Raw genomic sequence first — 23,970 nt, 5'->3', positions numbered from 1 at the left:
TGTTGTGATCTCCGCCACCTTCCGGAAAGGTTGTACGGCGCTTTGTGGAGAACGCGTGAAGGCTTCCGTCTGCCTGTCCGTGCGGTGACGGCGTGCTTTCTGCCTCTCGTGCCGAACAGCTGTTGTTTTGAAGGGGGGTTGGTATTGTCTCGCCTCAATGCGTGGGTACCGCACGCGCTTTATTCGCCCCGTGCGGCGGCGGTCTGCATATGCGGGACGCCGTCGCGAAAACATCTCGGGCCTGCCTATGGGCAGGAGTGAAGAGGACAACACCCAATATGCAGACATTGTTTTGGAGCCGACGTCGGGTCCTCGGCGCTCTCGCCGCCGCGACAGCCGCCGCCGCGTCCCCCCTGGCGCCGGCGCCCGTAGCGCGCGCCGCGGTGACGGACGACGAAGTGCCCGATCCGTTTGCGCTGCCGGACACCGACCGGGCGAGGGTGATCAAGGCATGGATGACGGGTGGAAAGGCCGTCAGGGCGGCTGCGGAGGACGTGCTGTACGGCACCGAATCCGACGTCCAGACCTTCCTCACCGAGCGGCTGCCCAAGGCGAGCGCGGAGGACAACCGCGTCGCCATCGCCGCCTTCCTCGCCAAAGCCGGTACAGGGATGCGTCGTGACGCTGTCGCCGCTCTCAACGACGGCGACAGCGCCATCGCCGCCTATCTCGGTGGCGGTTTCAAGCCGGGCCTCTCGGAGGACCTGCGCGTCGCCACGGCCACCGTCTCGAGCACCGGCGGCACGGCGGTCAGACGGGAAGCCTCCGCCGCCCTGGACGCCGGTACGCAGCAGGCCCTCGAGGATTTCCTGCTCGACGGCCAGTACACCGCCCGCCTGGAGGACATGCGGGTACAGATCGGGACCATGCTGGTCAGTGCGGGACCTGAGGTGCAGAAGTACGCGGATCGCGCCCTCAGTGGTACCGCGACGGACGTCCAGTGGTTCCTCGACACCGGCCAGCACATAGCCCGTGCCCGCGACCAGGAGTCGGCGACGATCGAGGAACTCGTCGCGGTGGTCCAGCGTGAGGGGAAGCGCGCGCAGGCCGAGACCGACCTGGCCGTCGAGGCTTCCGAGCGTGCCAAGACCGCCGCCGAGAAGGCCAAGGAGGCTGCCGAGAAGGCGGCGGCGGAGGCCGAGGCCGCCAAGGAGGACGTGCAGAAGTCCGGGGCAGCGGCGCGCAAGGCGGCCAGCGCCGCCAAGGGGGCGGCGGACGCCGCCCGGAACGCCATCAACGCCTCCCATGCCGCCGTCGCCGCATCTCGTCGTGCTTCCTGGGCCGCGACCGCTGCTTCCCAGGCGGCCGCGACCGCCGGGTACGCCGCATCGCGGGCCTACAACGCCGCGATCGCCGCCTCCAAGGACGCCAATCAGGCCAACGTGGCGAAGAACGCCGCGGTCGCGGCACGCAACGCCGCCGCCAAGGCGCGGTCGGCGGCCACGGCAGCGGACCAGGCCGCGAGCGCCTCCGCCCAGGCCGCCAGTGCCGGCTCCGCAGCCGCTTCGGCCGCCCGTAACGCTGCCACCGCCGCGAGCGCCTCCGCCCAGGCCGCGACGGCCGCCGGAGTGGCTCAGCAGGAGGCCGCGGAGGCGAAGCGCCAGGCGGCGATCGCGACCACCGCCGCGAACCGGGCCACCAACGCCGCGTCCACGGCCCAGGCCCTCGCCAACGCGGCCGCGACGGCCGCGCGCACCGCACGCGACGCGGCCAACTCCGCCGCGAACCACGCCGAGAAGGCGGCGGACGCGGCCGACGAGGCCGTGAAGTACGCGGGTCAGGCGATCGACTACGCGAACAGGTCCACCGCCCACGCGGCCGAGGCCGTGAAGGCCGCCAACACCGCCACCAAGGCAGTCGAGGATGCCCAGGCGGTGGAACAGGCGGCCCGGAACGCCGAGTTGGCACGTCTGGAGGGCGACAAACAGCAGGGCGTGGACGAGGTCAAGCTGCTCGCCCAGATCGAAACGGACGAGCGGGCGACGTACGAGAACAAGCGTGCACAGGCCGAGCAGACCGATCAGTCCATCAAGGATCTCCTCGCCAACGCCGAGCAGGCACTCTCGGGCAACGACCTGGCACTGGCCGCCACACTGGGCCGCAAGGCCGCCGTCGGCCTCATGAGCGCGAAGGGTGCCTGGACCCGGCAGGCCGCCCAGTTCGCCCTTTCCGGCACGGACGCCGACGTGCACGCCTGGGTCGACGCCGACCGGAGCATCGCGCAGCGGCAGGACGACCGCGAAACCGCGCTCTACGTCGCTCAGGTGACGTCCCCCGACATCGGCGATGCGGCGCACGCGGCACTCGCGAGCGACGCACCCGAGGCGGCGCGGAACTTCCTCACCGCGGGGGTGATCGAAGCAGCCGCGGAGGACAACCGCGTCCAGATCGCCCGCATCCTCAGTGGCAATCCGGGCACCGCCGTCAGGGCGGCCGCGAATGCCGCGCTCGACGCGAACACCGCGCAGGCACTGCAGCACTTCTTCGACCGTGCCTATGCCGACGCGGTGCGGGATGACGACGCAGTCGCCACCGCGACGCTCCTGCACAACGGCGGCGCCTACACCAAGGCGCACGCCGAGGTGGCCCTTGAGGGCCCGACGTGGATGCGCAGGAACTTCGTCGAGGTCGCGCAGTACAGGGCGGCACAGCTCGACCACGACTCCGCCACCCACATCGCGGCGATCCGCGGGGCGATCGCGGCCGCGGCGAAGATCGCCTACAAGGCGCAGCAGGACGCGGCGCTGGCGTCGAAGGCGGCGGCGGAGGCCCGTCAGGCGGCGTCCGAAGCACAGGAATGGGCGGCCAAGGCCCTGGACGCGGCGGACACGGCCGCCGACTACGCCGCAGAGGCGAAGCAGAACGCCGACGCCGCGGACGCGTCCGCGGCCTCCGCCCAGGCCTCGGCGAACCAGGCCAAGGCCGCCGCGGCCACCGCGCGCACCGCGGCCCGCTCGGCGAACTACTCGGCCAACAGGGCGATCGACGCGGCTCGCAGCGCCCTGAACTCCTCGTACAGCGCCCAGGCCTCGGCGGCCAGTGCCCGTCAGTCCGCACTCGCGGCGGGCCAGGATGCACGGACCGCGGCGGCGGCGGCCAGTGACGCCCGTCGCATTGCCACCGCGAAGCGGCAGGCCGAGGCGGCGGAGGCCGCGCGGAAGGCAGCAGAGGAGGCGAGGCAGAACCGGGAGAGCGGGAACAACCCGGCGGACAGCCCCACGCACGACCAGGTCAACCCGAAGGGCAGTGAGCCCGGCGAAGAGCCCTGGTACGAGGACGCGGGCTGGTGGGCCAACGCGTTCAACTGGATCAGCATCGGAACCGGGTTCGCCTCCGCCGTCTCCGGCCTCATCTGCCTCTTCCCGCCGGCGGCACCCATCGCGGGAACCGTCTCTGTGGTCCTGGCCTATACGTCCATCGCGACTTCAGGCATCAGCACCCTTTTCACGGGTATCGAGTACGGGTTCGGCAGCGACGAGTTCGCCGCGTCCGCCGCGGGTACCGCCCTGGGAATTCTCACGTTCGGGCAGTCGAAGTGGATCGGGGCGCTGGGAGGGAGCAAGGTGGCCACAAAGGTCACCCAGTTCGGCCATGATCTCGTGTCGCCGATCACCAGTACGCTGTCGTCACTGTTCGGATAGGGTGCCCCGGTTTGTCAGGCAGGGGGCCGAGACGCGTCTCGGCCCCCTGCGTCCATCGTCCCGGAAGGACGCTGTATCCGTGCTCGCATCGCTTCCCGCCGTATGGCTGTGGCTGATGGCCGCAGCGGCCACCGTTGTCGTGTGCTCTGCCCTGGGGAAGTGGATCCCTGACCGTAGGTTCCGGACCTGGTTCCCTGTCATCCTCGTCGTCTGCGGCGCCGGCATGGTGGCTTACGGACAGCTGACCGCAGGGCACGAGCTGGGTCAGATGCTCGTCCTGTACTCCTTCACGCTCATCGGGCTGACGATCGGGCTGTTTCCGACGCGCAAGCTGATGACGACGTATGCCGAGGAGATCAACAGGGGCGTGAAGCGTGAAAGGTACGACTACCCGCGCTCGCACATCGTGTTCCTGGTCTTCGTCGTGGTCGCCATGGCGTTCGCCGCATTCGTGCTGACGCAGTGATGCACGGTGCCCTTTACGGTTCCTTCACATCGGGGCGTACAACCTTTCCGTGAGGTGTCCAGCATCACAACGGAGCCTTAACATCCGCCCGTTCTGGGGGATTTCGCGAAGTGGACAAAGATCAAATCGCGGGATTCCATGGCGGAGCCGTGGTGAAACCCCGGAGTAAGGGCGAGGACCTTTCGCGGTTGTTGTCCCTCCCGGCCGGTTCACCGGATCCGACGAGTTGAGGACTGTCTTGAGGACTGTGATGAAGGCACGTATCGCAGATGCTGTGAGACCGCAGCGGATGAGGTTCATGGCGCGGACGCTGGGTGCCGCGGTCGCGGCGGGTGCGCTTGCGTGGGTCGCGCTCGCCGGAGCCGGGGCCGGGGCCGGGGCCGGGGTCGGGGGGTCGTCCGGGGCGGTCGCCCCGGTCGCCGATGAGGCGCCCGGTTTCGCGGTCGAGGACTTCAACTACCCGGGGGCCGACAAGATCCTCGCGGAGCAGAACATCGTCCTCAAGCGGGGCGACGGCCACATCGTCCTCGTCGACTGCGCCAGCGGCACCGGCTTCCTCGAAGTCTGGGCCCGCGACAAGGCCAAGGTCTGCTTCAAGGTCACCGGCAACTCCGGCTGGCTGACCATGGAGATCCCCTCGGTCCACCTCATCAAGGGCAACGACTACACCACCCAGGTCGACATGACCGTCGGCACCGAGACGAAGACCTTCGACATCACCAAGAACGCCTGGACCTCGGTGGGCGAAAGCGCGGACCCCGAAGGCCGCGAGCACATGCTCGTAGAGATCAGGTCCACCAAGTAACACCTGATCACGCCCCAACACCCGCCACGCCGCCATCCGGCACACACCGGATTCGGCGGCACGCCTCGCACCCAAGGGAAACCAAGAACTTGCCGCACACCAGAACCCTCCGCCTCGCCGCACTGGCCACCGCCCTGATCGCAGGGCCCCTCGCCCTCAGCGCCACACCCGCGACCGCTGTCACCGGGGGCGCCGTCTCCACCGACAACGCCTACGCCTTCACCGCACGCCTCGAAATAGGCGACAACGACGACACCCTGCGCGCCTGCTCCGGCGCCCTCGTCGACACCCAGTGGATACTCACCGCCGCGTCCTGCTTCGCCGACAACCCGGCCGCGAGCCTCACCGTGCCCGCCGGCGCCCCGAAGCAGAAGACCACCGCCGTCATCGGCCGTACCGACCTGACCGGCACCCAAGGGGCCGAGCGCCGCGTCGTGGAGATCGTCCCGCGCGCCGACCGCGACGTGGTCCTCGCCCGCCTCAACCGCCCGGTCACCGATGTCGTCCCGGTCGCCCTCGCCACTGCCGCTCCCGCCGCGGGCGAGGAGCTGACGTTCGCCGGCTACGGCCGCACCGGGACGGAGTGGGCGCCGCTGAAGCTGCACACCGGCACCTACACGGTGGACGCGGCCGCCGCCACCACGGCCGACGTCACCGGCAAGGACGGCGCCGCCGCGTGCATGGGCGACTCGGGTGGCCCCGTGGTCCGGGTGACAGGCGGCACGGCCGCCCTCGCCGCGCTCACCAGCCAGTCCTGGCAGGGTGGTTGCTTCGGCACCGACGCCGCCGAGACCCGCACCGGCGGAGTGACCGCCCGCGTCGACGACCTGGCCTCGTGGGTGAACTCCAAGCTCGGCGCCACGCGGATCACCGACTTCAACGGTGACGGCATCGAGGACATCGCGATCTCCGACCCCAAGGCCACCGTCGGTGCCGACGCCGAGGCCGGTGTGGTGCGGATCGTCTACGGCGGCGGCAAGGGCGTCGCCGAGATCAACCAGGACCTCGACTGGGTGCCGGGAGGCTCCGAGGCGGGCGACTGGTTCGGCGAGGCCCTCGCCACCGTCGACCACAACGAGGACGGCTACACCGACCTGGTCGTCGGCACCCCCTCCGAGGACCTCGGCACCGCCCCCGACGCGGGCATGGTCGACGTGCTGTACGGCGCCGCGGGCGGCCTGGGCACCGGCGCCGCGAAGGGCGCCCACTTCGAGCAGGGCACGGGCGCGGGCGCCATCGCCGCCTCGGCGGCCGAGTCCGGCGACCGCATGGGCCACGCCCTCGCCGCCGGGCAGACCGCCGCGGGCGAGCCGTACCTGGTGATCGGTGTCCCCGGCGAGGCCCTCGGCACCGTCGCCAAGGCGGGCAATGTGTTCTACCTGCGGGGCACGATCAACGCCGCGGTCCACCAGGACAAGACGGACGTGCCGGGTGTGGCGGAGGCGAACGACCGCTTCGGCACCAGTGTCGCGGCCGACGCCCATCACGTCGCCATTGGAGCCCCCAACGAGGCCATCGGCACCATGGCGAACGCCGGTGGCGTGGCGGTCTTCTCCCACGCCCTGCACGCCGACGGCCACCTCAAGCCGCTGTTCGACCTCGAACAGGACCTCGACACCGTCTCCGGCGCCTCCGAGGCGGGCGACGAGTTCGGTGCCTCGCTGGCCCTGGTCGAGTACCGCCCGTCGGGTGCCTCGGCTGCCACCGACTCCTTCCTCGCGGTCGGCTCGCCCGGTGAGGCCCTGGCGGTGAACGAGGTCGACAAGGCCGACGCCGGCCGCGTCGTCACCTTCCGTGTGACCGCCGCGGGCGCCTTCAGCGAGGTCGACGCCCTCTGGCAGGGCACCGGCGACGACACCCTGTCCGGCACCGCCGAGACCGGCGACCGCTTCGGCGAGAAGGTCACCGTCGTCAACACCGCACCGCGTGCGACGAGCACCGTCTCGACGCTGCGCATCGCGGTCGGCATCCCGGGCGAGGTCGTCGGCACGACGGCGGGCGCGGGCGCGGTCCAGACCTTCCCGCTGCTCGGCACGGCCGGGGACTCCGACGTCTGGATCGAGGCGGGCAACGCCGCCGGCCTGCCCGGCACCCCCGGCACCAACCAGTACGTCGGCAGGAGCATCAGCTTCACCGGCACGAACCTGTACATCGGTATGCCGTACGGCCCGTCCCTCGGCGCCGTCCACGTCCTGCCCTGGGCGAACGTGAGCGGCGGCACGAAGGCGGCCGTGACCACGTACCAGCCCGGCTCGGGCGGTCTCCCGCCGGTCGGGGGACGCTTCGGGTACGTGGCCAAGTAGGCACGTCCGGCGCGTAGTCGACGCGAGGACACGCGAGGACACGCGAGAGCCCCCGAAGGCCCGGGAAGGGTCTTCGGGGGCTCTTGCACGACTACCCGTCGTCGCCGCACCCCTGGCCGCCGAAGGACGTGGCGAGAGGCGACGTCCCGCCGGGGCCGGCCGTCCGATGTCCGTGCTACCGGGACGGCGTGGGCGGCTCGGACGTCGACTGCGCCGCCGCCGGCAGCGTGAAGACGTTGTCCGGGGTCACGATCTCGGTGACGGCCTTGCCGATCAGCGTGCTGAACGCATCGCCCCGGTAGTCGACATCGGAGTTGACGAGCACGACGAGCGTGGCGTCCTCGGACGGCAGATGGACGGCGAGCGCCTCGTAGCCCGGGAGTTCGCCGTTGTGGCCCACCCAGCCGTGGTCCCGGAAGATGCCCAGGCCGTACCCGATGTCCGTGAAGCCGGTCGGGGCGAAGGCCAGGCGCTGCCGCTGCGTCTCGGGGGTCAGCAGGGGCTTGCCGGAGGCCAGCGCGGGGGCCCAGGTGCGCAGGTCCTCCAGGTCGGAGATCATGGCGCCGGCGGACCAGGCCCAGGAGGGGTTCCAGTGCGTGGCGACGGTCGTCGCGCCCGTCGGGGTGGCGTTGGTGTAGCCCTGGGCGTGCGGGTCCGGGATGGTGTTGTCCGTCGGGAACGACGTACGGGCCAGGCCGAGCGGCTCGTACACGTGCTGCTCCAGGTAGGCGCCGACGGGCTGACCGGTGACCTTCTCGATCACCAGACCGAGCAGGATGAGGTTCGTGTTGCTGTACTGGAACCTGGTGCCCGGCGCGAAGCCCAACGGGTGCGCGAAGGCGTAGTCGAGCAGCTGCCGGGGGGTGAACGTCCGCTGGGGGTCGGACTCCAGGGACCTCTGGAAGCCCGGATCGTCGCTGTAGTTGAAGAGGCCGCTGCGCATTCCGGCGAGCCGGCGCAGGGTGATGCGCTCGCCCTCGGGGACACCGTCGACGTACTCGGCGATGGGGTCGTCGAGACCGACCCGGCCCTGGTCCACGAGTTGCAGGAGACCCGTGACGGTGAACGTCTTGGTCACGCTCCCGATGCGCATGTGGAGGCCGGTCTTCATCGGGGCGCCGGTCGTCTCGTCCGAGACGCCGAAGGCGCGCACGTACGTGCCGCGGCCGGGCATCCACAGACCGACGATCACGCCGGGGATCCCGGCGCGCTTCATGGTGCCCGTGATCGCCCTGTCGAGCCGCTCGACCGTGGCGGCGTCCAGGTCCTGCCGGGCGGTCCCCGCGGGCGCGGCGGCCGTGCCGGTGGTGACCAGGAGGAGTGCGGCGAGGGTGGCCAGGAGCGTGCGGAGGGTGCTGAGCCGGATCATCCGCAGTCACCTCTTCGTTCAGTGACCAGCGTGAGGCCCCTACGCGTAGGTGCACACCATCGTAGGATCGCGTGCGGCAGCGAGCGACTCGGCGACTCGGTATAAGTGCGCTGCCTGCCAGGTCGGTATGAGCCAAGAATGGGTGTATGGCGCCAGCATCTGACAGGTGGCTTTGGGCGGCGCGCGCCCTTGCCGCGCGTGGGGCGCGTGGGGAGTTCGACGAGGCGACCGACGCGACGTCACCGTTCGCGTTCCCGCCGACGTCCTGATCGTGTGCCGTGCGACGAGCCGTCCGCGGTCGCTCGCCGATGTGCATGTAAGTGTACGCTAGATATATGTCTGCTACGTATCCCATCGCGGAAGCCCGTGGCAAGCTCGGCGACCTCGCTCGTCGGGCAGCCCAGCATGAGCACATCACCTTGACCGATCGCGGTGTCCCCACGGCGATACTCATCTCTCCTGCCGAACTCGAAGACCTTGAGGACGCACTCGCTCTCGCTCGCCTTGAGCGAGACCGGGCGCTCGGTCGCACTGCAGCCCCCGTACCTCACGACGAGGCCCGTCGCGCACTGCTCGACGCTGCCGGGAGGGGCGAGTGAGCTGGCGGATCCTCTGGGAAGCGGCGGCGCTCAACGCGGCCGCCGGCTACCTCAAAGACGACCCGGAGGGTGTCGACGCTCTGCTTCAGGCCACCGATCAGCTCGCCGAGAACGCCAGGCCCGCGGAATCCAGGCCGTGGGGCACGGAACACTGGCGCTTACGCCGTGGCCCCTGGCGCGTCTTGTATCGCCTTGACCCGGACGGTCGGATTGTCCACATCGAGCACATCGGCCATACCGGCAGCGGCTGACCGGCGGGAGACGGGGGCGGGGCGTAGGGGGGATGGCCCCCGCCTCCCACGGCCGGGTCCGGCGGGGCTGACCTGGCCGGTCAACCCACGCTGACCTGGAGTTCCTTGATGCCGTTGAGCCAGGCCGCCCGCAGCCGACGGGGGTCGCCCGTCAGGCGCAGGTCGGGGAGCACGTCGGCGATGGCGTTGAAGATGAGGTCGATCTCCTGGATGGCGAGGGACTTGCCGAGGCAGAAGTGCGGGCCCCCGCCGCCGAAGCCCAGGTGGGGGTTGGGGTCGCGGGTGATGTCGAAGACCTCGGGGCGGTCGAAGACGTCGGGGTCGTTGTTGGCCGAGGAGTAGAACATCCCGATCCGGTCGCCCTTCCTGATCTTCTGGCCGCCGAGCTCGGTGTCCTGGGTCGCGGTGCGCTGGAAGGAGACGACAGGGGTCGCCCAGCGCACGATCTCCTCGGCCGCGGTCGCCGGGCGCTCGCGCTTGTAGAGCTCCCACTGGTCGGGGTGGGTGAGGAAGGCGTGCATGCCGTGGCTGATGGCGTTGCGCGTCGTCTCGTTGCCCGCGACCGCGAGGAGCAGGACGAAGAAGCCGAACTCGTCGGAGGACAGGTTGCCTTCGCCCTCGGCCGCGACGAGCGTCGAGACGATGTCCTTGGCGGGGCACTGCTTGCGGTCGGCGGCGAGGTTCATGGAGTAGCCGATCAGCTCCATGGCGGCCTCGGCGCCGATCTCCTCGGTGATGGCGTACTCGGGGTCGTCGTACGCGACCATCTTGTTCGACCAGTCGAAGATCCGGGCCCGGTCGGCCTGGGGGATGCCGATGAGTTCGGCGATCGCCTGGAGCGGCAGCTCGACGGCGATGCTGGTGACGAAGTCGAAGCTGCCGTCGGCGGCCGCGCCGCTGCGGGCCGTCTCGACGATCTGCCGGGCGCGGTCGCGCAGCGCCGTCTCCAGGCTGCGTATCGCGCGCGGGGTGAAGCCGCGCTGGACGATGCCGCGGACCCGGGTGTGCTCGGGCGGGTCCATGTTGAGCATGATCAGCCGCTGGACCTCGATCTGGTCGCGGCTGATGTGCTCGTTGAAGCGGATGACCGCCGTGTTCTCGAAGGACGAGAAGAGCTCCGGGTGCGTGGAGACGTACTTGACGTCCGCGTGCCGTGTGACGACCCAGTAGCCCTCGTCGTCGAAGCCGGTGATGCCGCGGGGCTGCGGGCACCACCAGACCGGCGCGGTCTGCCGCAGCTGGGTGAACTCCGGGAGGGGTACACGGCTCTGGAGGAGGTCCGGGTCGGTGGCGTCGAACCCGTCGGGCAGCGCTGGACAGGGCATGGGTCAACTCCATTGTCTGACGGCCCATCAGAATTGCCCGCAAGGTAGTAACGGGTTCTACAACTGGCAAGGGTCACGGCGGGAACTGTTGCCCGCAAGGTGCGTGCACGACCCTTGCGTACCGGGGGTAAGCCTCATAAGACTGCTCAGAGAACTAGAACGCGTACTAGTTCTTCGCTGTGCGCCGCGCGGGCGCCGGGAAGCCCTGCCGCGGTGCGAGGAGAGGACGAGCTCATGGCCGCGGAACCCGTCATCGTCGAAGCCGTACGCACACCCATCGGCAAGCGCGGCGGCGCGCTCGCCAATCTGCACCCCGTCTATCTGCTGGGCGAGACCTACCGTGAACTCCTCGGGCGCACCGGCATCCACGCCGACTGCGTCGAACAGGTCGTCGGCGGCACCGTCACGCACGCCGGCGAGCAGTCCATGAACCCCGCGCGCAACGCCTGGCTCGCAATGGGGCTCCCGTACGAGACCGCCGCGACGACCGTGGACTGCCAGTGCGGTTCCTCGCAGCAGGCGTCGCACATGACCGCGAACATGATCGCCGCCGGCGTCATCGACATCGGCATCAGCTGCGGTGTCGAGTCCATGTCGCGCGTCCCGCTGGGCAGCGGTTCCAAACACGGGCCCGGAAAGCCGTGGCCGGACGAGTGGAACGTCGACCTGCCCAACCAGTTCGAGGCCGCCGAGCGCATCGCGCGCCACCGGGGGCTGACCCGGGAGCGGGTCGACTCGCTCGGGCTGCTCTCGCAGGAGCGGGCGGCCGTCGCCTGGGCCGAGGAGCGCTACAAGCGCGAGACCTTCGCCGTGCAGGTGCCCACCACGGAGGAGGAGCAGCACGCAGGACAGGGCATGTGGCGGCTCGTCGACCGCGACGAGGGGCTGCGGGACACCTCGATGGAGGCCCTGGCCCGGCTGAAGCCGATCATGCCGACCGCGGTCCACACCGCGGGGAACTCCTCGCAGATCTCCGACGGGGCCGCCGCCGTCATGTGGGCGTCGAAGCGGATGGCGCGGGCGCTGAAACTGAAGCCGCGCGCCCGGATCGTCGCGCAGGCGCTCGTCGGGGCGGACCCGCACTACCACCTGGACGGGCCGATCGACGCGACACGGGCGGTGCTGGGGAAGGCCGGCATGTCGCTCGGGGACATCGACCTCGTCGAGATCAACGAGGCGTTCGCGTCGGTCGTGCTGAGCTGGGCGCAGGTCTTCGAGCAGGACCTGGAGAAGGTCAACGTCAACGGCGGTGCGATCGCGCTCGGCCACCCGGTCGGGGCGACCGGGGCGCGGCTCATCACCACGGCGCTGCACGAACTGGAGCGCAGGGACAAGGAGTTCGCGCTGGTGACGATGTGCGCGGGCGGGGCGCTGGCGACCGGGACGATCATCCAGCGGCTCTGAGACCGGGGCAGGGGAGGAGTGGTGCGGGGCCCCGGGTCCCGCACTCGCACGTAAGGCTCCGAAGCGCGATCCCGCTTCGGGGCCTTATGTGTGCGTGTGCGGCATAACAGATGGACCGGAGAACGATCGAAACGCTCAATTCTGTCTGTTCTATGGATCGATTGAGCGCTTGCGTGTTAGAAACCGCCAGCGATATCCCGTCCTTCCGCCCTCCCGGAGCTCCCATGACGTCTCCCTGGTCCCGCCGCGGCTTCCTCGCCACCACCGGCGGTACGGCCCTCGCGCTCGGCCTCGCCGGCACCGCACCGGCGTCCGCCGCGCCGGTGGCCGAAGCCGCGGCCGCCGCCGACGCCCCGGCAGCGGCCGAGGACTTCGCCGCGCTGCGTGCCAAGTGGCGCACGCTGATACTCGGCGAGGGATTCAGCCCCACCGCCGAGCCCTTCAGGACCAAGCTGGCCACGCTCGGCACCCAGGCCGCGGACTTCCGCGACACCATGGCACCCGCCCCCGGCTCGCTGTGGCCCACGCTGAACTACGCCGACCCCAAGCCGGACCTCGACCAGGAGTCGTACGGCTACTCGCAGCGGATGAACGACAGCTTCAACCGGCTGAGCACCATGGCCCAGGCGTACTGCCAGCCGGGCACCGGCCTGACCGGGGACGCGGCACTCAAGGACGCCGTCATCGCCGGACTCGACCACCTCAACGCCGAGGTCTACAGCGACAGCAAGGCCCGCTTCGGCAACTGGTGGAACTTCCAGATCGGCTCCCCGCAGGCGCTGATGGACATCGCCGTGCTGCTCCACGAGCACCTGTCCGCCGAGCGGATCGCCGCGTACTGCCGGGCCGTCGACGCCTACGTCCCCGACTCGGCCGTCGCGAGCTACACCGGCACCAGCACCGGCGCCAACCGCGTCGACCTCTGCCGGGTGCTCATCCTCCGCGGCGTCGTCGGCGACAGCGCGGCGAAGATCGTGACCGGCAGGGACGCGCTCTCGCCCGTCTTCCCGTACGTCACGACCGGCGACGGCTTCTACGCCGACGGCTCCTTCATCCAGCACACCAGCATCCCCTACATCGGCGGCTACGGAGCCGTGCTCAACGACGGCCTCGGCCGGCTCTTCGCGCTGCTGCGCGGCTCCGCCTGGCAGGTCGACGACCCCGGCAGCCAGCTCTTCCTCGACACCATCGAGAAGGCCATCGCGCCGTTCGTCCACAACGGCCTGATGATGGACAACGTCTCCAGCCGCGGCATCAGCCGGGGCCTGACCGCGTCGGACCCCTTCAAGCTCCCCCAGGACGACCACACCCGCGCCCACGGTGTGATGGCCTCCGTCCTGCTGCTCGGCCAGGGCGCGAGCCCCGAGGAGGAGGCGCGCTGGAAGGCCATGGTCAAGGGCTGGCTCCAGCGCGACTACTACGGCCCGGCGCTGAAGAACCCGAAGCTCTCGCTCGTCAACACCGCCCGCCTCCAGGCCGTGTTCGACGACGACACGGTCAAGGCCTCTCCCGAGCCGGTCGAGCACCGGGTCTTCCACAACATGGACCGGGCCACCCACCGCAGGCGCGACTGGACCGCCTCCGTCTCCATGGCATCCCAGCGCATCGCCCACTACGAGTTCGGCAACGGCGAGCACGCCCGCGGCTACCACACCGGCGCCGGCTGGCTCCAGTGGTGGGGCGCCGACCACGGCCTCGAACAGTACTCGGACACCTACTGGCCCACCGTCGATCCGTACCGCCTCCCCGGCACCACCGTCTCCAGGAAGCCGCTGCCCGACGGCGTCGGCGGCAACTGGGGCGGACCCAGGCCGAGCCCGGCCTGGGTCGGCGGCACCACCGACGGCGAGTACGGCACCGCGGGGCAGCACCTCCAGGGCATCACCAGCACGATGTACGCCAAGAAGTCCTGGTTCTTCCTCGACGACTCCGTCGTCTGCCTCGGAGCCGGCATCACCTCGGCCGACGGACACACCGTCGAGACCACCGTCGACAACCGCAACCTCGGCGCGGCGGGCAGCGCCGCCCTCAGCATCAACGGCATCCGCCAGCCCGTCGAGCAGGGGTGGACGGCCACCCGGGCCCGCACCCGGTGGGCGCACATCGCGGGCCACGCCGGCTACGTCTTCCCCGGCGGCGCCGAGATCGGCGCACTGCGCGAGGAACGCACCGGCGCCTGGCGCGACATCAACACCGGCAGCTCCCCTGAGCCCTTCACCCGCCGCTACCTCACGCTCTGGCAGGACCACGGCACCGACCCGCAGGACGCCTCGTACGCGTACATCCTGATGCCCGGCGCGAGCGAACTGCGCACCGCCGCCCGCGCGCTGGACGGCGACTGGCTGGAGATCCTCGCCAACACCGCGCAGCAGCACGGCGTCCGCGTCGCCTCGCGCGGCTTCACCGGGATCAACTTCTGGGAGCCCGGCACCGTCGGCAAGGTCACCGCGAGCGCGCCCGTGAGCGTGCAGATCAGGGAGCGATGGGACGGCACGGCGACCATCGGCGTCGCCGACCCGAGCCGGACCGTCACCGGACTGACCCTCGTATGGAAGCGGCGCGTCAAGTCCGTGACCGGTAAGGCACCTACGGTCACCGGAGCCACGGCAGGCTCCTCGCTCACCCTCACCTTCGGCGATCTCAGCGGCAGCTACGGCGCCACGCACCAGGTCCGCGTACGCCTCCACTGACGTTCCCGCATCTCCACCCCCCACCGCATCTCCACCCCCCACTCCCTCCTTCATCCCTGCGCCCCCCGGGAGACCGCAATGACGCGTTCCTGGTCCCGCCGCACCTTCCTGCGCACCACCGGCGGTTCGGCCCTCGCCCTCGGTATCGTCGGCAGCCCGCTGCTGACCGGTCAGGCCGCGGCCGCCGACGAGTTCAGCGACTTGCGCGCCACATGGCGCACGCTCATCCTCGGTGCGGGATTCAGTCCCACCGCCGAGCCGTTCAAGACGAAGCTGACCGACCTCGGCGCCGACGCCGCGGGATTCCGGTCGACGATGTCCCCCGCCACCGGCTCGCTCTGGCCCGACCTTGTGTGGACCGACCCGGAGCCCGACACCGACCAGGAGTCGTTCGGCTACTCGGCGAGGATGAACGAGAGCTACGCGAGGCTGAGCACCATGGCCCAGGCGTACTGCCAGCAGGGCACCGGACAGACAGGCAACGCGGCGCTCGCGGCCGCCGTCCTTACCGGGCTCGACCATATGTACGCCCAGGTCTACAACGAGGGGCAGACGCGCTTCGGGAACTGGTACAACTGGCAGATCGGCGCACCTCAGACGCTCCTCGACATCTGCGTGCTGATGTACGACCAGCTGTCGGCCGCGCAGATCGGCGACTACTGCGCGGCGGTCGACCACTTCGTCCCCGACTCGGCCGTGGCCAACTACACGGGCACCAGCACCGGAGCGAACCGGGTCGACCTGTGCCGGGTGCTCGTCCTGCGCGGCATCGTCGGCGGCAGCTCGGCCAAGGTCGCGCTGGGCCGGGACGCGCTCACACCCGTCTTCCCGTACGTCACCTCCGGCGACGGGCTCTACACGGACGGCTCGTTCGTCCAGCACGCCAGCGTCCCCTACACCGGCTCGTACGGCTCGGTGCTGCTCGGCGGCCTCGGTGCGCTCTTCGCGCTGCTCGCGGGCTCCAGCTGGGCGGTGACGAACTCGGGACGGCAGATCGTCTTCGACGCCGTCGAGAACGCCTGGGCGCCCTTCCTCTACAACGGGCTGATCATGGACGGGGTGTCCGGGCGCGCCATCAGCCGCAGCGGCTCCGCCCCCGACCACCAGCGCGGCCACGGCATCCTCTCCTCCATCGTGCTGCTCGGGCAGGGTGCGAGCGCCGCAGAGAACGCCCGCTGGCGCGGTCTGGTCAAGGGCTGGATGCAGCGCGACTACTACAGCCCGCCGATGAGCGACACCTCGCTGGGGCTGACCAGCCTCGCCCGGCTGAAGGCCGTCCAGGACGACACCTCGGTGGCGGCGATCGCCGAACCCACCGGCCACCGGCTCTTCTCGTCGATGGCCCGGGCCACCCACCGCCGCCCCGGCTGGGCCGCGTCGATCAGCATGGCCAACAAGAGGATCACGTACTACGAGACCGGCAACGGCGAGAACCTGCGCGGCTGGCACACCGGCTCCGGAATGCTCTACTGGTGGGGCGACACCTACGCCAACGGGCAGTACAGCGACGCCTTCTGGCCCACGGTCGACCCGTACCGGCTGCCCGGGACCACCAACTCGCGCAAGGTGCTCGCGGACGCCGCCGGCGGCGACTGGGGCGCGTCCAAGCCGGACGTCAACTGGGTGGGCGGGGCCACCGACGGCAGCCGGGCCGCGATCGGCCAGTACCTCAGAGGGCTCCAGAGCACCCTGATGGCGAAGAAGTCCTGGTTCTGCCTCGACGACTCCATCGTCTGCCTCGGCGCGGGCATCAAGTGCACCGACGGCACCGCGGTCGAGTCGGTCGTCGAGAACCGCAACCTGGGACCGACGGGCACCCACGCCCTCACCGTCAACGGCACGGTGAAGCCGGTGAGCCACCCCTGGTCGGAGACGCTCAGCGGCGCCACCTGGGCGCACATCGGCGGCATGGGCGGCTACGTCTTCCCCGGCGGCGCCACCGTCAAGGCGCTGCGCGAGGAGCGCAGCGGCAAGTGGAGCGACATCAACCGGGGCGGGCCCACCGACGCCATCGCCCGCCGCTACCTGACGATGTGGGTCGACCACGGCACCGACCCGACCGCCGGGACGTACTCCTACATCCTGATGCCCGGCGCCTCCACCGCGCAGACCTCCGCCCGCGCCGCCGACACCGGCTGGGTGCAGATCCTCGCCAACACCGACAACCAGCAGGGTGTGCGCGTCCCCTCGCTCGGCTTCACCGGGGTCAACTTCTGGTTCGGCGGCACCGTCGGCGCGCTCACCGCGAGCGCACCCTGCGCCGTGATGATCACCGAGAAGAGCGACGGCACGGCGGTGATCTGCGTCAGCGACCCCATGCGCATGCAGACCAGCCTCACGCTCACCTGGAACCGAGCCGTGTCCTCGGTGACCTCCAAGCCCTCCACGGTCACCGGCGCGACCACCGGCTCCTCGCTGAACCTCACGTTCGGCGACCTCAGCGGCACCGCCGGTGCCACCCAGAAAATCACCGTCCAGCTCGGCTGACCGGAAGGGACATCCCCACATGACCCCCGCAGTTCCGCGCACGACCACCCCCCGCAGAAGGCGGGGCAGGCGCCTCGGCATCCTCGCCGGCGTGGCCGCCGGCGCGCTCGCCTCGCTGCTCTACTCGACGGGCACGGCCGCCGCGGCCGTGACGCCCGGCGGCCTGATCTCCAACTCGTACACCATCTCGGGCGCCCCCACGGAAGGACTGGAGAAGCTCGCCTTCCCGCTCAAGGTGCTCAGCCAGCCCAACGACGCCGGCTACTACTGGGCCCAGCAGTACTACTTCAAGTCCGGCCAGGTCGGCTACGTCGGGCTCCAGCCCAGGGTGAACAGCGGCATCGCCATCTTCAGCGTCTTCGGCTCCGGCACCTCCACCAGCCACCCGAACTGCCGTACCGGGGCCGACGGCGGCGCCGGCACCAGTTGCAGCGTCACGTACCCGTACGTCAAGGGCCGCTGGTACCAGCTGGAGATCATCAAGACCGGTACGAACAACTGGACCGGATACGTCGTCGACACCTCGAACAACGTGTGGACGACGATCGGGAGCTGGAACGTGTCGGCCTCGGCCGGGCTCCTGAGGCCGAGCGGCGTCGGTTTCGTCGAGTACTACAAGTCGGTCGCCGACTGCGGGTCGATCCCGTACGGGCAGGCGGTGTGGGGCAAGCCGTTCGTCAACCCCGAGCCCGGCACGGGCACCAACACCAGCGCGTACACCTACGGCCCCTGCAAGGCCAACGCGAGCTACAGCATCAGCGAAGGACAGGTGACGATGACGACGGGCGGCTAGGCCGTGTCTGACGAATCCCGCCTGGCGCGCGATGCCCGGCACGCTCCCCCAGAGCTCGCGCCTGGGAGGTGCCCCCACCCCCGTAGCCCTTCGGGCACGGGAGGTGCCCCCACGCTGCGTTGTCGGAGTCATCCGAGTACGTCCAGTACGAGGATGATTTTCCGCCTTGCGATTGCACGCACCGGACGCCGCGCACCCCGCCCTGCGGGCGGACGGCGCCATTTGTCAGACACGACCTAGGGGGCACTCCCTAGCACCTTTCCCGCCCGCCACGGGGTGCCCGGCCGGCCTGCAGGAGCTCCACCAGCTCCTGCAAGCCGGTCAGCACCCGCCGCCCGGGGGCCGCCCCGACCGGCAGGAGCGAGGGGACGACGGCGACCCGGCAGCCCGCGGCCTGTGCCGCGGCGATGCCCGCGGGGCTGTCCTCGACCGCCAGACAGCCCGCCGGATCCACGCCCAGCGCCCGGGCCGCGACCAGATACGGCTCGGGGTGCGGCTTCGTACGCTCCGTGTCGTCCGCGACCACCGTCACCTGGAACGACTCGGCACCGAGCAGCTTGAGCACGGATTCCACGACGGGCCGGGGCGAGGCGGTGACCAGAGCCGCGGGAATGCCCATGTCCCGCAGTGTGTCAAGGAGTTCACGGGCACCCGGCAGCACGACGGTCTCCTCCTGGACGGCCGCGAGGAAACGGGCTTCGAGCTCAGCCACGACGGTGTCGAGCGGGCGCTCGGTGCCTGAGACGCGCCGCAGATGGGCGGCGGTGTCCTCAACGCAGCGGCCCACCACCTCGGAGGTGTCCGCGTCGGACAGCAGGTGTCCGAGCCCGTCCGCCACCTCCTGCGCGGTGCGCCACCACAGAGTTTCGGTGTCGGTGAGCGTGCCGTCCATGTCGAGGAGGACGGCCCTCGGCTCGACGGCGAACGGCCGCCCGTCCAGGGTCCAGTGCGAGTCCGGGACGAGGTCCAGTGACGCGAACACCTGGGCGGCGACGTCCTGGTGCCGGAGTTCGCCGACGCGGGCGCCCGCCGGGACGTCGGGGCCCGCGCACGCGATCCAGGCGGTGCGCTCCAGCTCCGAACGGCCGCCGTGGCCGCCCTCGTCGCGGTGGCCGTGGTCCGTGACCACGATGACCGTCCAGGCCTCGTCGGCGTGGGAGGCACGCCCGCGCACCGCGGCGAGCAGGCGGCCGAGCCGCTCGTCGGCCCGGAGGATCGAGCGCTCGTACTCCTCGCCGCAGCCGAGGATGTGGGCGGTCTCGTCGACCGCGCCCAGATAGACGAAGGACGCCTCGGGGCCGTCCTCGGCGAGCACCCGCACGGCGTCGGCGGTGACCAGTTCGTCGGCCTCCTCCCAGCCCTCGCAGTCGTCGGCGGCCGGGGCCGCGTAGGACGTCCGCCCCGGCCCGCGGAAGAGGGGGCCGCCGTGCGCCACCGTCATCAGCGGTTCCCAGCCGGCCGCCACGTAGGTGCGCCGTCCGGAGGACTGCAGCCGGGTCGTGAAGTCCGGGAAGACCGCGAGGCGGTTGCCGCTGAAGTCGTTGCTCCACACGGCGTGCTTGTCGACGGTCACCCCGGTCACGACGGTCGCCCAGCACGGCCCCGACATGGTGGGTGTGCCGGGCTCGACGACGACCGGTGCGAGGAACCCGGCCGCCGCCAGCGTGTCGAGATGGGGCGTGTCGAGCCTCCTCAGCGTGTCGAGGCGCACCCCGTCGATGCCGACGACGAGCACGCGGCGGCGGGTGGCAACGGACATGGGGTTCCTCCGGATCGGACTCTTCATCGGACTCTGCATCGGGCTCTTCGTGGCGGGGTTCACGGGCGGTCGGCCCGGGCGGTTTTCGGTACGTGTGTCACAGGGCGCGCAGGACCAGCCGCAGCGCGGTCGGCCCGGCGTCGAGCGCGTGCCGTGCGAGCGGGCCCGGACCGCAGGACGCCGTACCGATGCCGTGGTGCGCCGCATCCAGGTTGACGTGCACCCGGTCGCCGGGCACCAGATCGATGGTGTGCCGGGCGGCGTCCAGGTCCGCACTCGTCCAGCGGCGGACCGTGAGGTCGTACGAGGGCGCGCCGCCGATCAGCAGTCCGCCGCGCGGACCCGTCAGCAGGGCTCGGCGGACCGCGTGCCGGTTGCCGTTCTCCTGCGGGCGCACGTACGGGGTCTGGAGCGCGTCGACCGTGTGCCGGTAGCTGCCCAGGCGCGCTGCCGCGGTCGTGTCCCGGTACGCCTCACCGGGCCCGAGGCCGTACCAGTCGACCGTGTCGATCCAGCCCGGCAGGGAGAAGCCGAGCCCGATCCGGGGCAGCGGGCACGGCCACTCGCCCTCGGGAGCGGTGTCGACGTCCAGCCACAGCGACCGGCCGTCCGAACGCCAGCGGTAGGTGGCGAGTACGGCGTGGTCGGCCCCGGCGGGCGCCGTCCGCGTGCGCACCGTCAGCCCCTCGCCCGTCGCCGCGACGCCGACCACCTTGGTGGTGAGCCGGTGCAGACCGGCTGCGCGCCAACGGTCCGCGACCCGGTCGCCGAGCAGGTCGTTGTCGGTCGGCGACCGCCACAGGTCGAGCCGGAGCCCTCCGACGTCGAGGCCCCCGACGGCGAGCAGCCGCCCGCTGAAGGCGTCGAACGCGGCGGGGCCGAGGCCGAGTCGGCCGCCCCGGCCGGAGACCGCCGGAAGGATCCGCTCCGGTGCGGTCGCCGGTGCGGCGGGGGCGAGGACCATCTGGCCCCAGGCGATCTCGTGGCCCGCCGGAGCCCAGGGCTCCGCGGCAGCGAGCTCGGCGACGACCGTCAGGGCGCGCTCGGCGCCCTTCCGCGGCGGAAGCTCCGGCAGGGTGAGGCTCGCACGCTCATCGGGCGTGAGGAGCGGGACGTCCAGCACGCCGTCCGCGACGCGTTCGCCGTCGTCCTCGGCCCGCCAGCGGAAGCGCAGATGGCCGGTGTCGCGGAAGTCGTACCCGTTGCGGATCTCGACGCTGCGGCCGTCCGCGCCGAAGCCGATCGCGACCGGCTCGATCACCTTCTTGTACTCGACGAGTCCGGGCGAGGGCGTGCGATCCGGGAAGACCAGGCCGTCGGCGACGAAGTTGCCGTCGTGCACCTGCTCCCCGAAGTCGCCGCCGTAGGCGTGGAACACCCGGCCGTCGGCGGTGCGCCGCGTGATGCCGTGGTCGATCCACTCCCAGACGAAGCCGCCCTGGAGCCTTGGGTACGTCTCGAACAGGCGCTGGTACTCGCTCAGTCCGCCCGGCCCGTTGCCCATGGCGTGCGCGTACTCGCACAGGATGAACGGCAGCCCGCGGCGGTGCGCGTCCAGCGCCGGGTCCTTCGTGGGCGGCTCCTCGCCGCGCCCGATCAGCTCGGTCTCGGCGTGGTCGGCGTACATCCGGCTGTAGACGTCGACGTAGCCGCTGTCCCGGTCGCCCTCGTAGTGAATCGGGCGCGACGGGTCGCGGGTGCGGGCCCACTCGGCCATCGCCGCCAGGTTCTCCCCGGTGCCGCTCTCGTTGCCGAGCGACCACATGAGGATGCCGGGGTGGTTCTTGTCCCGCTCGACGACCCGGCGCATCCGGTCGAGGCAGGCGTCGCGCCAGCGCTCGTCACCGCTCGGATTGCCGCGCCAGCCGACCTGCTCGAAGCCGTGCGTCTCCAGGTCGCACTCGTCGACCACCCACAGCCCGTACACGTCGCACAGGTCGAGGAAATCGCTGCTCGGTGGATAGTGGCTGGTGCGCACCGCGTTGATGTTGTGCCGCTTCATCAGCAGCACGTCGCGCAGCATCGTCTCGTACGAGAGCGTCCGCCCGGTCTCCGGGTCCCACTCGTGCCGGTTGACGCCGCGCAGCAGCAGGGCCCGGCCGTTGGCCTTCAGCAGGCCGTCCTCGACGACGACTCGCCGGAAGCCGATCCGTACGGGGATCCGCTCGCCGGGCGCAGTCAGCTCGCCCTCGTAGAGGCGCGGCTGCTCGGCGCTCCACGGCTCGACGTCCGCGAAGGCGTGCGGGCCCGCGGGGTCGGCATCGACGAGACCGAGTTCGGGCACGCTCAGCCGGGCCGGGGCCGAGGTGTCGACGGACAGGGTGCCGGTGCCGGTGGTGTGGTCGTAGTCGGCGTGGACGAAGAAGTCCTCGACGCAGCCCTCGGGCCGCGACAGCAGCCGCACCGGGCGGAAGATCCCGGACAGCCACCACATGTCCTGGTCCTCCAGGTAGCTGCCCGCCGACCACTGGTGGACGCGTACGGCGACGACGTTGCGGCCCGGCCGCAGGGCGCCCGTCGCGTCGAACTCGGTGGGGACCCGGCTGCCCTTGCCGTCACCGAGCCGGACTCCGTTGAGCCACACCGCGAAGCAGGAGTCGACGCCCTCGAAGCGGAGCACGCCGCGGCCCGCCGGCCAGTCCTCGGGGAGCGTGAACTCCCTGCGGTACTCGCCCGTCGGGTTCTCGTCGGGCACCCGCGGCGGGTCGACGGGGAAGGGATAGGTGACGTTGGTGTAGGCGGGGGAGCCGACGCCCTGGAGCTGCCAGCAGGACGGTACCGGCAGGCGGTCCCAGGCGCTGTCGTCGAAGCCGGCGGCTTCGAAACCGGCGGTGAGGTCGCCGAGCCCGGCGGCGGCCCGGAAGCGCCACTCGCCGTCGAGGTCGATGCCCGGCGCGTTGGAGCGGAAGGCGGCGCGCGGCGCAAGCAGGCCGCTGCCGGGGGAGCGGTCCTCCACGTAACGGGTCTCGTGCGGCTGGTGCATGGCGGTGTCCTGTGTGGTCTTCGGGCCCGGCGGCCGCCGCCAGGAAGGGCGCGGCCGCCCGGCCGGAACAGCGGGCGTCAGGCCGGAACAGCGGGCGTCAGGCCGAGCGGGCGAGCTCGTCGTGGCTGACGCCGTGGGCGAAGGGCAGGCCCTTGGCGTAGCGCTCCACCTCGTCGGTCGCCCAATGGGCCATACGAACGAGCTCGTTGCCGAGCGAACCCGCGATGTGCGGCGTGAGCAGTACGTTGGGCAGCGTGTAGAGCGGTGAACCCGCCGGCAGCACGTCAGGTTCCGTGACGTCCAGGACGGCGTGGATCCGGCCGGTCACCAGCTCCTCGGTGAGCGCCTCGGTGTCGACGAGGGAGCCCCGTGCGGTGTTGACGAGCGTGGCGCCGTCACGCAGCAGTGCGAGCCGCCGCGCATCGAACATGTGCCGTGTCTCCGGGAGTTGGGGAGCGTGGATGGAGACCACATGGCTGCGCCGCACGAGCTCGTCGAGGTCCACGGCCTCCGCGCCGAGCTCCTCGGCCTCGGCCTCCTCCACGTACGGATCGTGGAGCAGGACCTCGAAGTCGAACGGGCGCAGCAGCCCGAGCACCCGGCGGCCGATCCGTGAGGCGCCGACGATGCCGACGGTGCGGCGGTGGTTGCCGTATCCGGCGAAGTACGGGAGCAGGGGCACCTCGTCGCGCGCCTCCTGGTACACGCGGGCGCTGTCGAGGACCCGCTTGCCGGTGAACAGGATCGCGGCGAGGGTGAACTCCGCCACCGGCAGCGCGTTGGCCCCCGCGGCGGTGGAGACCGCGATCCCGCGCTCCCACACCGCCTCGGTGACATGGTGCTTGACCGACCCGGCGGCGTGGATGACGGCCCGCAGCCGGGGCATCGTGCTCAGCGCGTCGGCGGTGAGCAGAGGGGCGCCCCAGTGCGTGAAGAGCACCTCGGTCTCGGCGAGCGCGATCGGGTCGGCGTCGGCGAAGTCGCTGACGAACCGGCCGGTGTCCACGGCCGCGACGCGCTCAAGCCGGTCGAAGGCGCCCTCGGCGAGGAGCTGGGTGTGGACGTGGGCTTCCATGGCCAGCAGGGTGCGCGGGC

The 23,970-nt window shown here is 71.1% G+C and carries 15 protein-coding genes; 10 read left to right on the top strand and 5 right to left on the bottom strand.

Features of this window, described 5'->3' with window-relative positions; genetic code table 11:
* The first annotated feature begins 398 nt into the window (after window positions 1-398).
* The 4 genes from KK483_RS09760 to KK483_RS09745 all read left to right on the top strand — a co-directional run bounded on the left by KK483_RS09760 (window position 399) and on the right by KK483_RS09745 (window position 7,215).
* The gene (locus KK483_RS09760) at window positions 399-3,641 is read left to right on the top strand and encodes an ALF repeat-containing protein (protein ID WP_262004829.1); all 3,243 of its coding nucleotides are present in this window, start codon (window positions 399-401) and stop codon (window positions 3,639-3,641) included.
* Between the two features lie 79 nt (window positions 3,642-3,720).
* The gene (locus tag KK483_RS09755; protein ID WP_262004828.1) at window positions 3,721-4,107 is read left to right on the top strand and encodes a hypothetical protein; all 387 of its coding nucleotides are present in this window, start codon (window positions 3,721-3,723) and stop codon (window positions 4,105-4,107) included.
* 298 nt (window positions 4,108-4,405) lie between these two features.
* Entirely contained in the window at window positions 4,406-4,912 is a 507-nt protein-coding gene (locus KK483_RS09750) for a hypothetical protein (protein WP_262004827.1), read from the top strand.
* An 89-nt stretch (window positions 4,913-5,001) separates the two neighbouring features.
* Window positions 5,002-7,215, top strand: coding sequence for a trypsin-like serine protease (locus KK483_RS09745; RefSeq protein WP_262004826.1), 2,214 nt, complete (start codon window positions 5,002-5,004; stop codon window positions 7,213-7,215).
* Window positions 7,216-7,390: 175 nt separating this feature from the next.
* On the opposite strand, the gene KK483_RS09740 is transcribed toward KK483_RS09745, so the two are convergent.
* Window positions 7,391-8,584, bottom strand: a complete 1,194-nt coding sequence (locus tag KK483_RS09740) for a serine hydrolase (protein WP_262004825.1) — start codon at window positions 8,582-8,584, stop codon at window positions 7,391-7,393.
* A 335-nt stretch (window positions 8,585-8,919) separates the two neighbouring features.
* On the opposite strand from KK483_RS09740, the gene KK483_RS09735 reads away from it, so the two are divergent.
* The gene (locus KK483_RS09735) at window positions 8,920-9,183 is read left to right on the top strand and encodes a type II toxin-antitoxin system prevent-host-death family antitoxin (RefSeq protein ID WP_262004824.1); all 264 of its coding nucleotides are present in this window, start codon (window positions 8,920-8,922) and stop codon (window positions 9,181-9,183) included.
* Entirely contained in the window at window positions 9,180-9,434 is a 255-nt protein-coding gene (locus KK483_RS09730) for a type II toxin-antitoxin system RelE/ParE family toxin (protein WP_262004823.1), read from the top strand. Before KK483_RS09735 ends, KK483_RS09730 begins: the two co-directional genes overlap by 4 nt.
* Window positions 9,435-9,514: 80 nt before the next feature.
* On the opposite strand, the gene KK483_RS09725 is transcribed toward KK483_RS09730, so the two are convergent.
* Entirely contained in the window at window positions 9,515-10,759 is a 1,245-nt protein-coding gene (locus tag KK483_RS09725) for a cytochrome P450 (RefSeq protein WP_262004822.1), read from the bottom strand.
* Window positions 10,760-10,993: 234 nt separating this feature from the next.
* Here KK483_RS09725 and KK483_RS09720 point away from each other — a divergent pair, with 234 nt between their 5' ends.
* From KK483_RS09720 to KK483_RS09705, 4 genes are all read left to right on the top strand, one after another.
* Window positions 10,994-12,163: a steroid 3-ketoacyl-CoA thiolase gene (locus tag KK483_RS09720; RefSeq protein ID WP_262004821.1), complete on the top strand. Its 1,170-nt coding sequence runs from the start codon at window positions 10,994-10,996 to the stop codon at window positions 12,161-12,163.
* A gap of 224 nt (window positions 12,164-12,387) precedes the next feature.
* Entirely contained in the window at window positions 12,388-14,853 is a 2,466-nt protein-coding gene (locus KK483_RS09715; RefSeq protein WP_262004820.1) for a polysaccharide lyase 8 family protein, read from the top strand.
* A gap of 78 nt (window positions 14,854-14,931) precedes the next feature.
* Window positions 14,932-17,340, top strand: coding sequence for a polysaccharide lyase 8 family protein (locus KK483_RS09710; protein WP_262004819.1), 2,409 nt, complete (start codon window positions 14,932-14,934; stop codon window positions 17,338-17,340).
* 19 nt (window positions 17,341-17,359) lie between these two features.
* Complete coding sequence (locus KK483_RS09705) at window positions 17,360-18,133, top strand: DUF3472 domain-containing protein (RefSeq protein ID WP_262004818.1); 774 nt, start codon at window positions 17,360-17,362, stop codon at window positions 18,131-18,133.
* A gap of 250 nt (window positions 18,134-18,383) precedes the next feature.
* On the opposite strand, the gene KK483_RS09700 is transcribed toward KK483_RS09705, so the two are convergent.
* From KK483_RS09700 to KK483_RS09690, 3 genes are all read right to left on the bottom strand, one after another.
* On the bottom strand, window positions 18,384-19,892 hold the full coding sequence (locus KK483_RS09700; RefSeq protein WP_262004817.1) for an HAD-IA family hydrolase: 1,509 nt from the start codon (window positions 19,890-19,892) through the stop codon (window positions 18,384-18,386).
* Between the two features lie 97 nt (window positions 19,893-19,989).
* Window positions 19,990-22,875, bottom strand: a complete 2,886-nt coding sequence (locus tag KK483_RS09695; protein ID WP_262004816.1) for a glycoside hydrolase family 2 TIM barrel-domain containing protein — start codon at window positions 22,873-22,875, stop codon at window positions 19,990-19,992.
* 97 nt (window positions 22,876-22,972) lie between these two features.
* Window positions 22,973-23,950 carry a hydroxyacid dehydrogenase gene (locus tag KK483_RS09690; protein ID WP_262009414.1) on the bottom strand — a complete coding sequence of 326 codons (978 nt, stop codon included), beginning with the start codon at window positions 23,948-23,950 and terminating at the stop codon, window positions 22,973-22,975.
* Window positions 23,951-23,970 lie beyond the last annotated feature (20 nt).

Origin of the sequence: Streptomyces sp. FIT100, assembly GCF_024584805.1 — a bacterium.
Lineage (GTDB): Bacteria > Actinomycetota > Actinomycetes > Streptomycetales > Streptomycetaceae > Streptomyces.
Note: the sequence above shows the minus strand (reverse complement) of the source record. Positions and strands in the feature narration are given on the sequence as shown.

Coding starts and splice junctions, on each gene's coding strand:
- KK483_RS09750 (WP_262004827.1), top strand. CDS start 4,406: ATGGCGCGGACGCTGGGTGCCGCGGTCGCGGCGGGTGCGCTTGCGTGG.
- KK483_RS09740 (WP_262004825.1), bottom strand. CDS start 8,584: ATGATCCGGCTCAGCACCCTCCGCACGCTCCTGGCCACCCTCGCCGCA.
- KK483_RS09735 (WP_262004824.1), top strand. CDS start 8,920: ATGTCTGCTACGTATCCCATCGCGGAAGCCCGTGGCAAGCTCGGCGAC.
- KK483_RS09725 (WP_262004822.1), bottom strand. CDS start 10,759: ATGCCCTGTCCAGCGCTGCCCGACGGGTTCGACGCCACCGACCCGGAC.
- KK483_RS09720 (WP_262004821.1), top strand. CDS start 10,994: ATGGCCGCGGAACCCGTCATCGTCGAAGCCGTACGCACACCCATCGGC.
- KK483_RS09715 (WP_262004820.1), top strand. CDS start 12,388: ATGACGTCTCCCTGGTCCCGCCGCGGCTTCCTCGCCACCACCGGCGGT.
- KK483_RS09710 (WP_262004819.1), top strand. CDS start 14,932: ATGACGCGTTCCTGGTCCCGCCGCACCTTCCTGCGCACCACCGGCGGT.
- KK483_RS09705 (WP_262004818.1), top strand. CDS start 17,360: ATGACCCCCGCAGTTCCGCGCACGACCACCCCCCGCAGAAGGCGGGGC.
- KK483_RS09700 (WP_262004817.1), bottom strand. CDS start 19,892: ATGTCCGTTGCCACCCGCCGCCGCGTGCTCGTCGTCGGCATCGACGGG.
- KK483_RS09695 (WP_262004816.1), bottom strand. CDS start 22,875: ATGCACCAGCCGCACGAGACCCGTTACGTGGAGGACCGCTCCCCCGGC.
- KK483_RS09690 (WP_262009414.1), bottom strand. CDS start 23,950: ATGGAAGCCCACGTCCACACCCAGCTCCTCGCCGAGGGCGCCTTCGAC.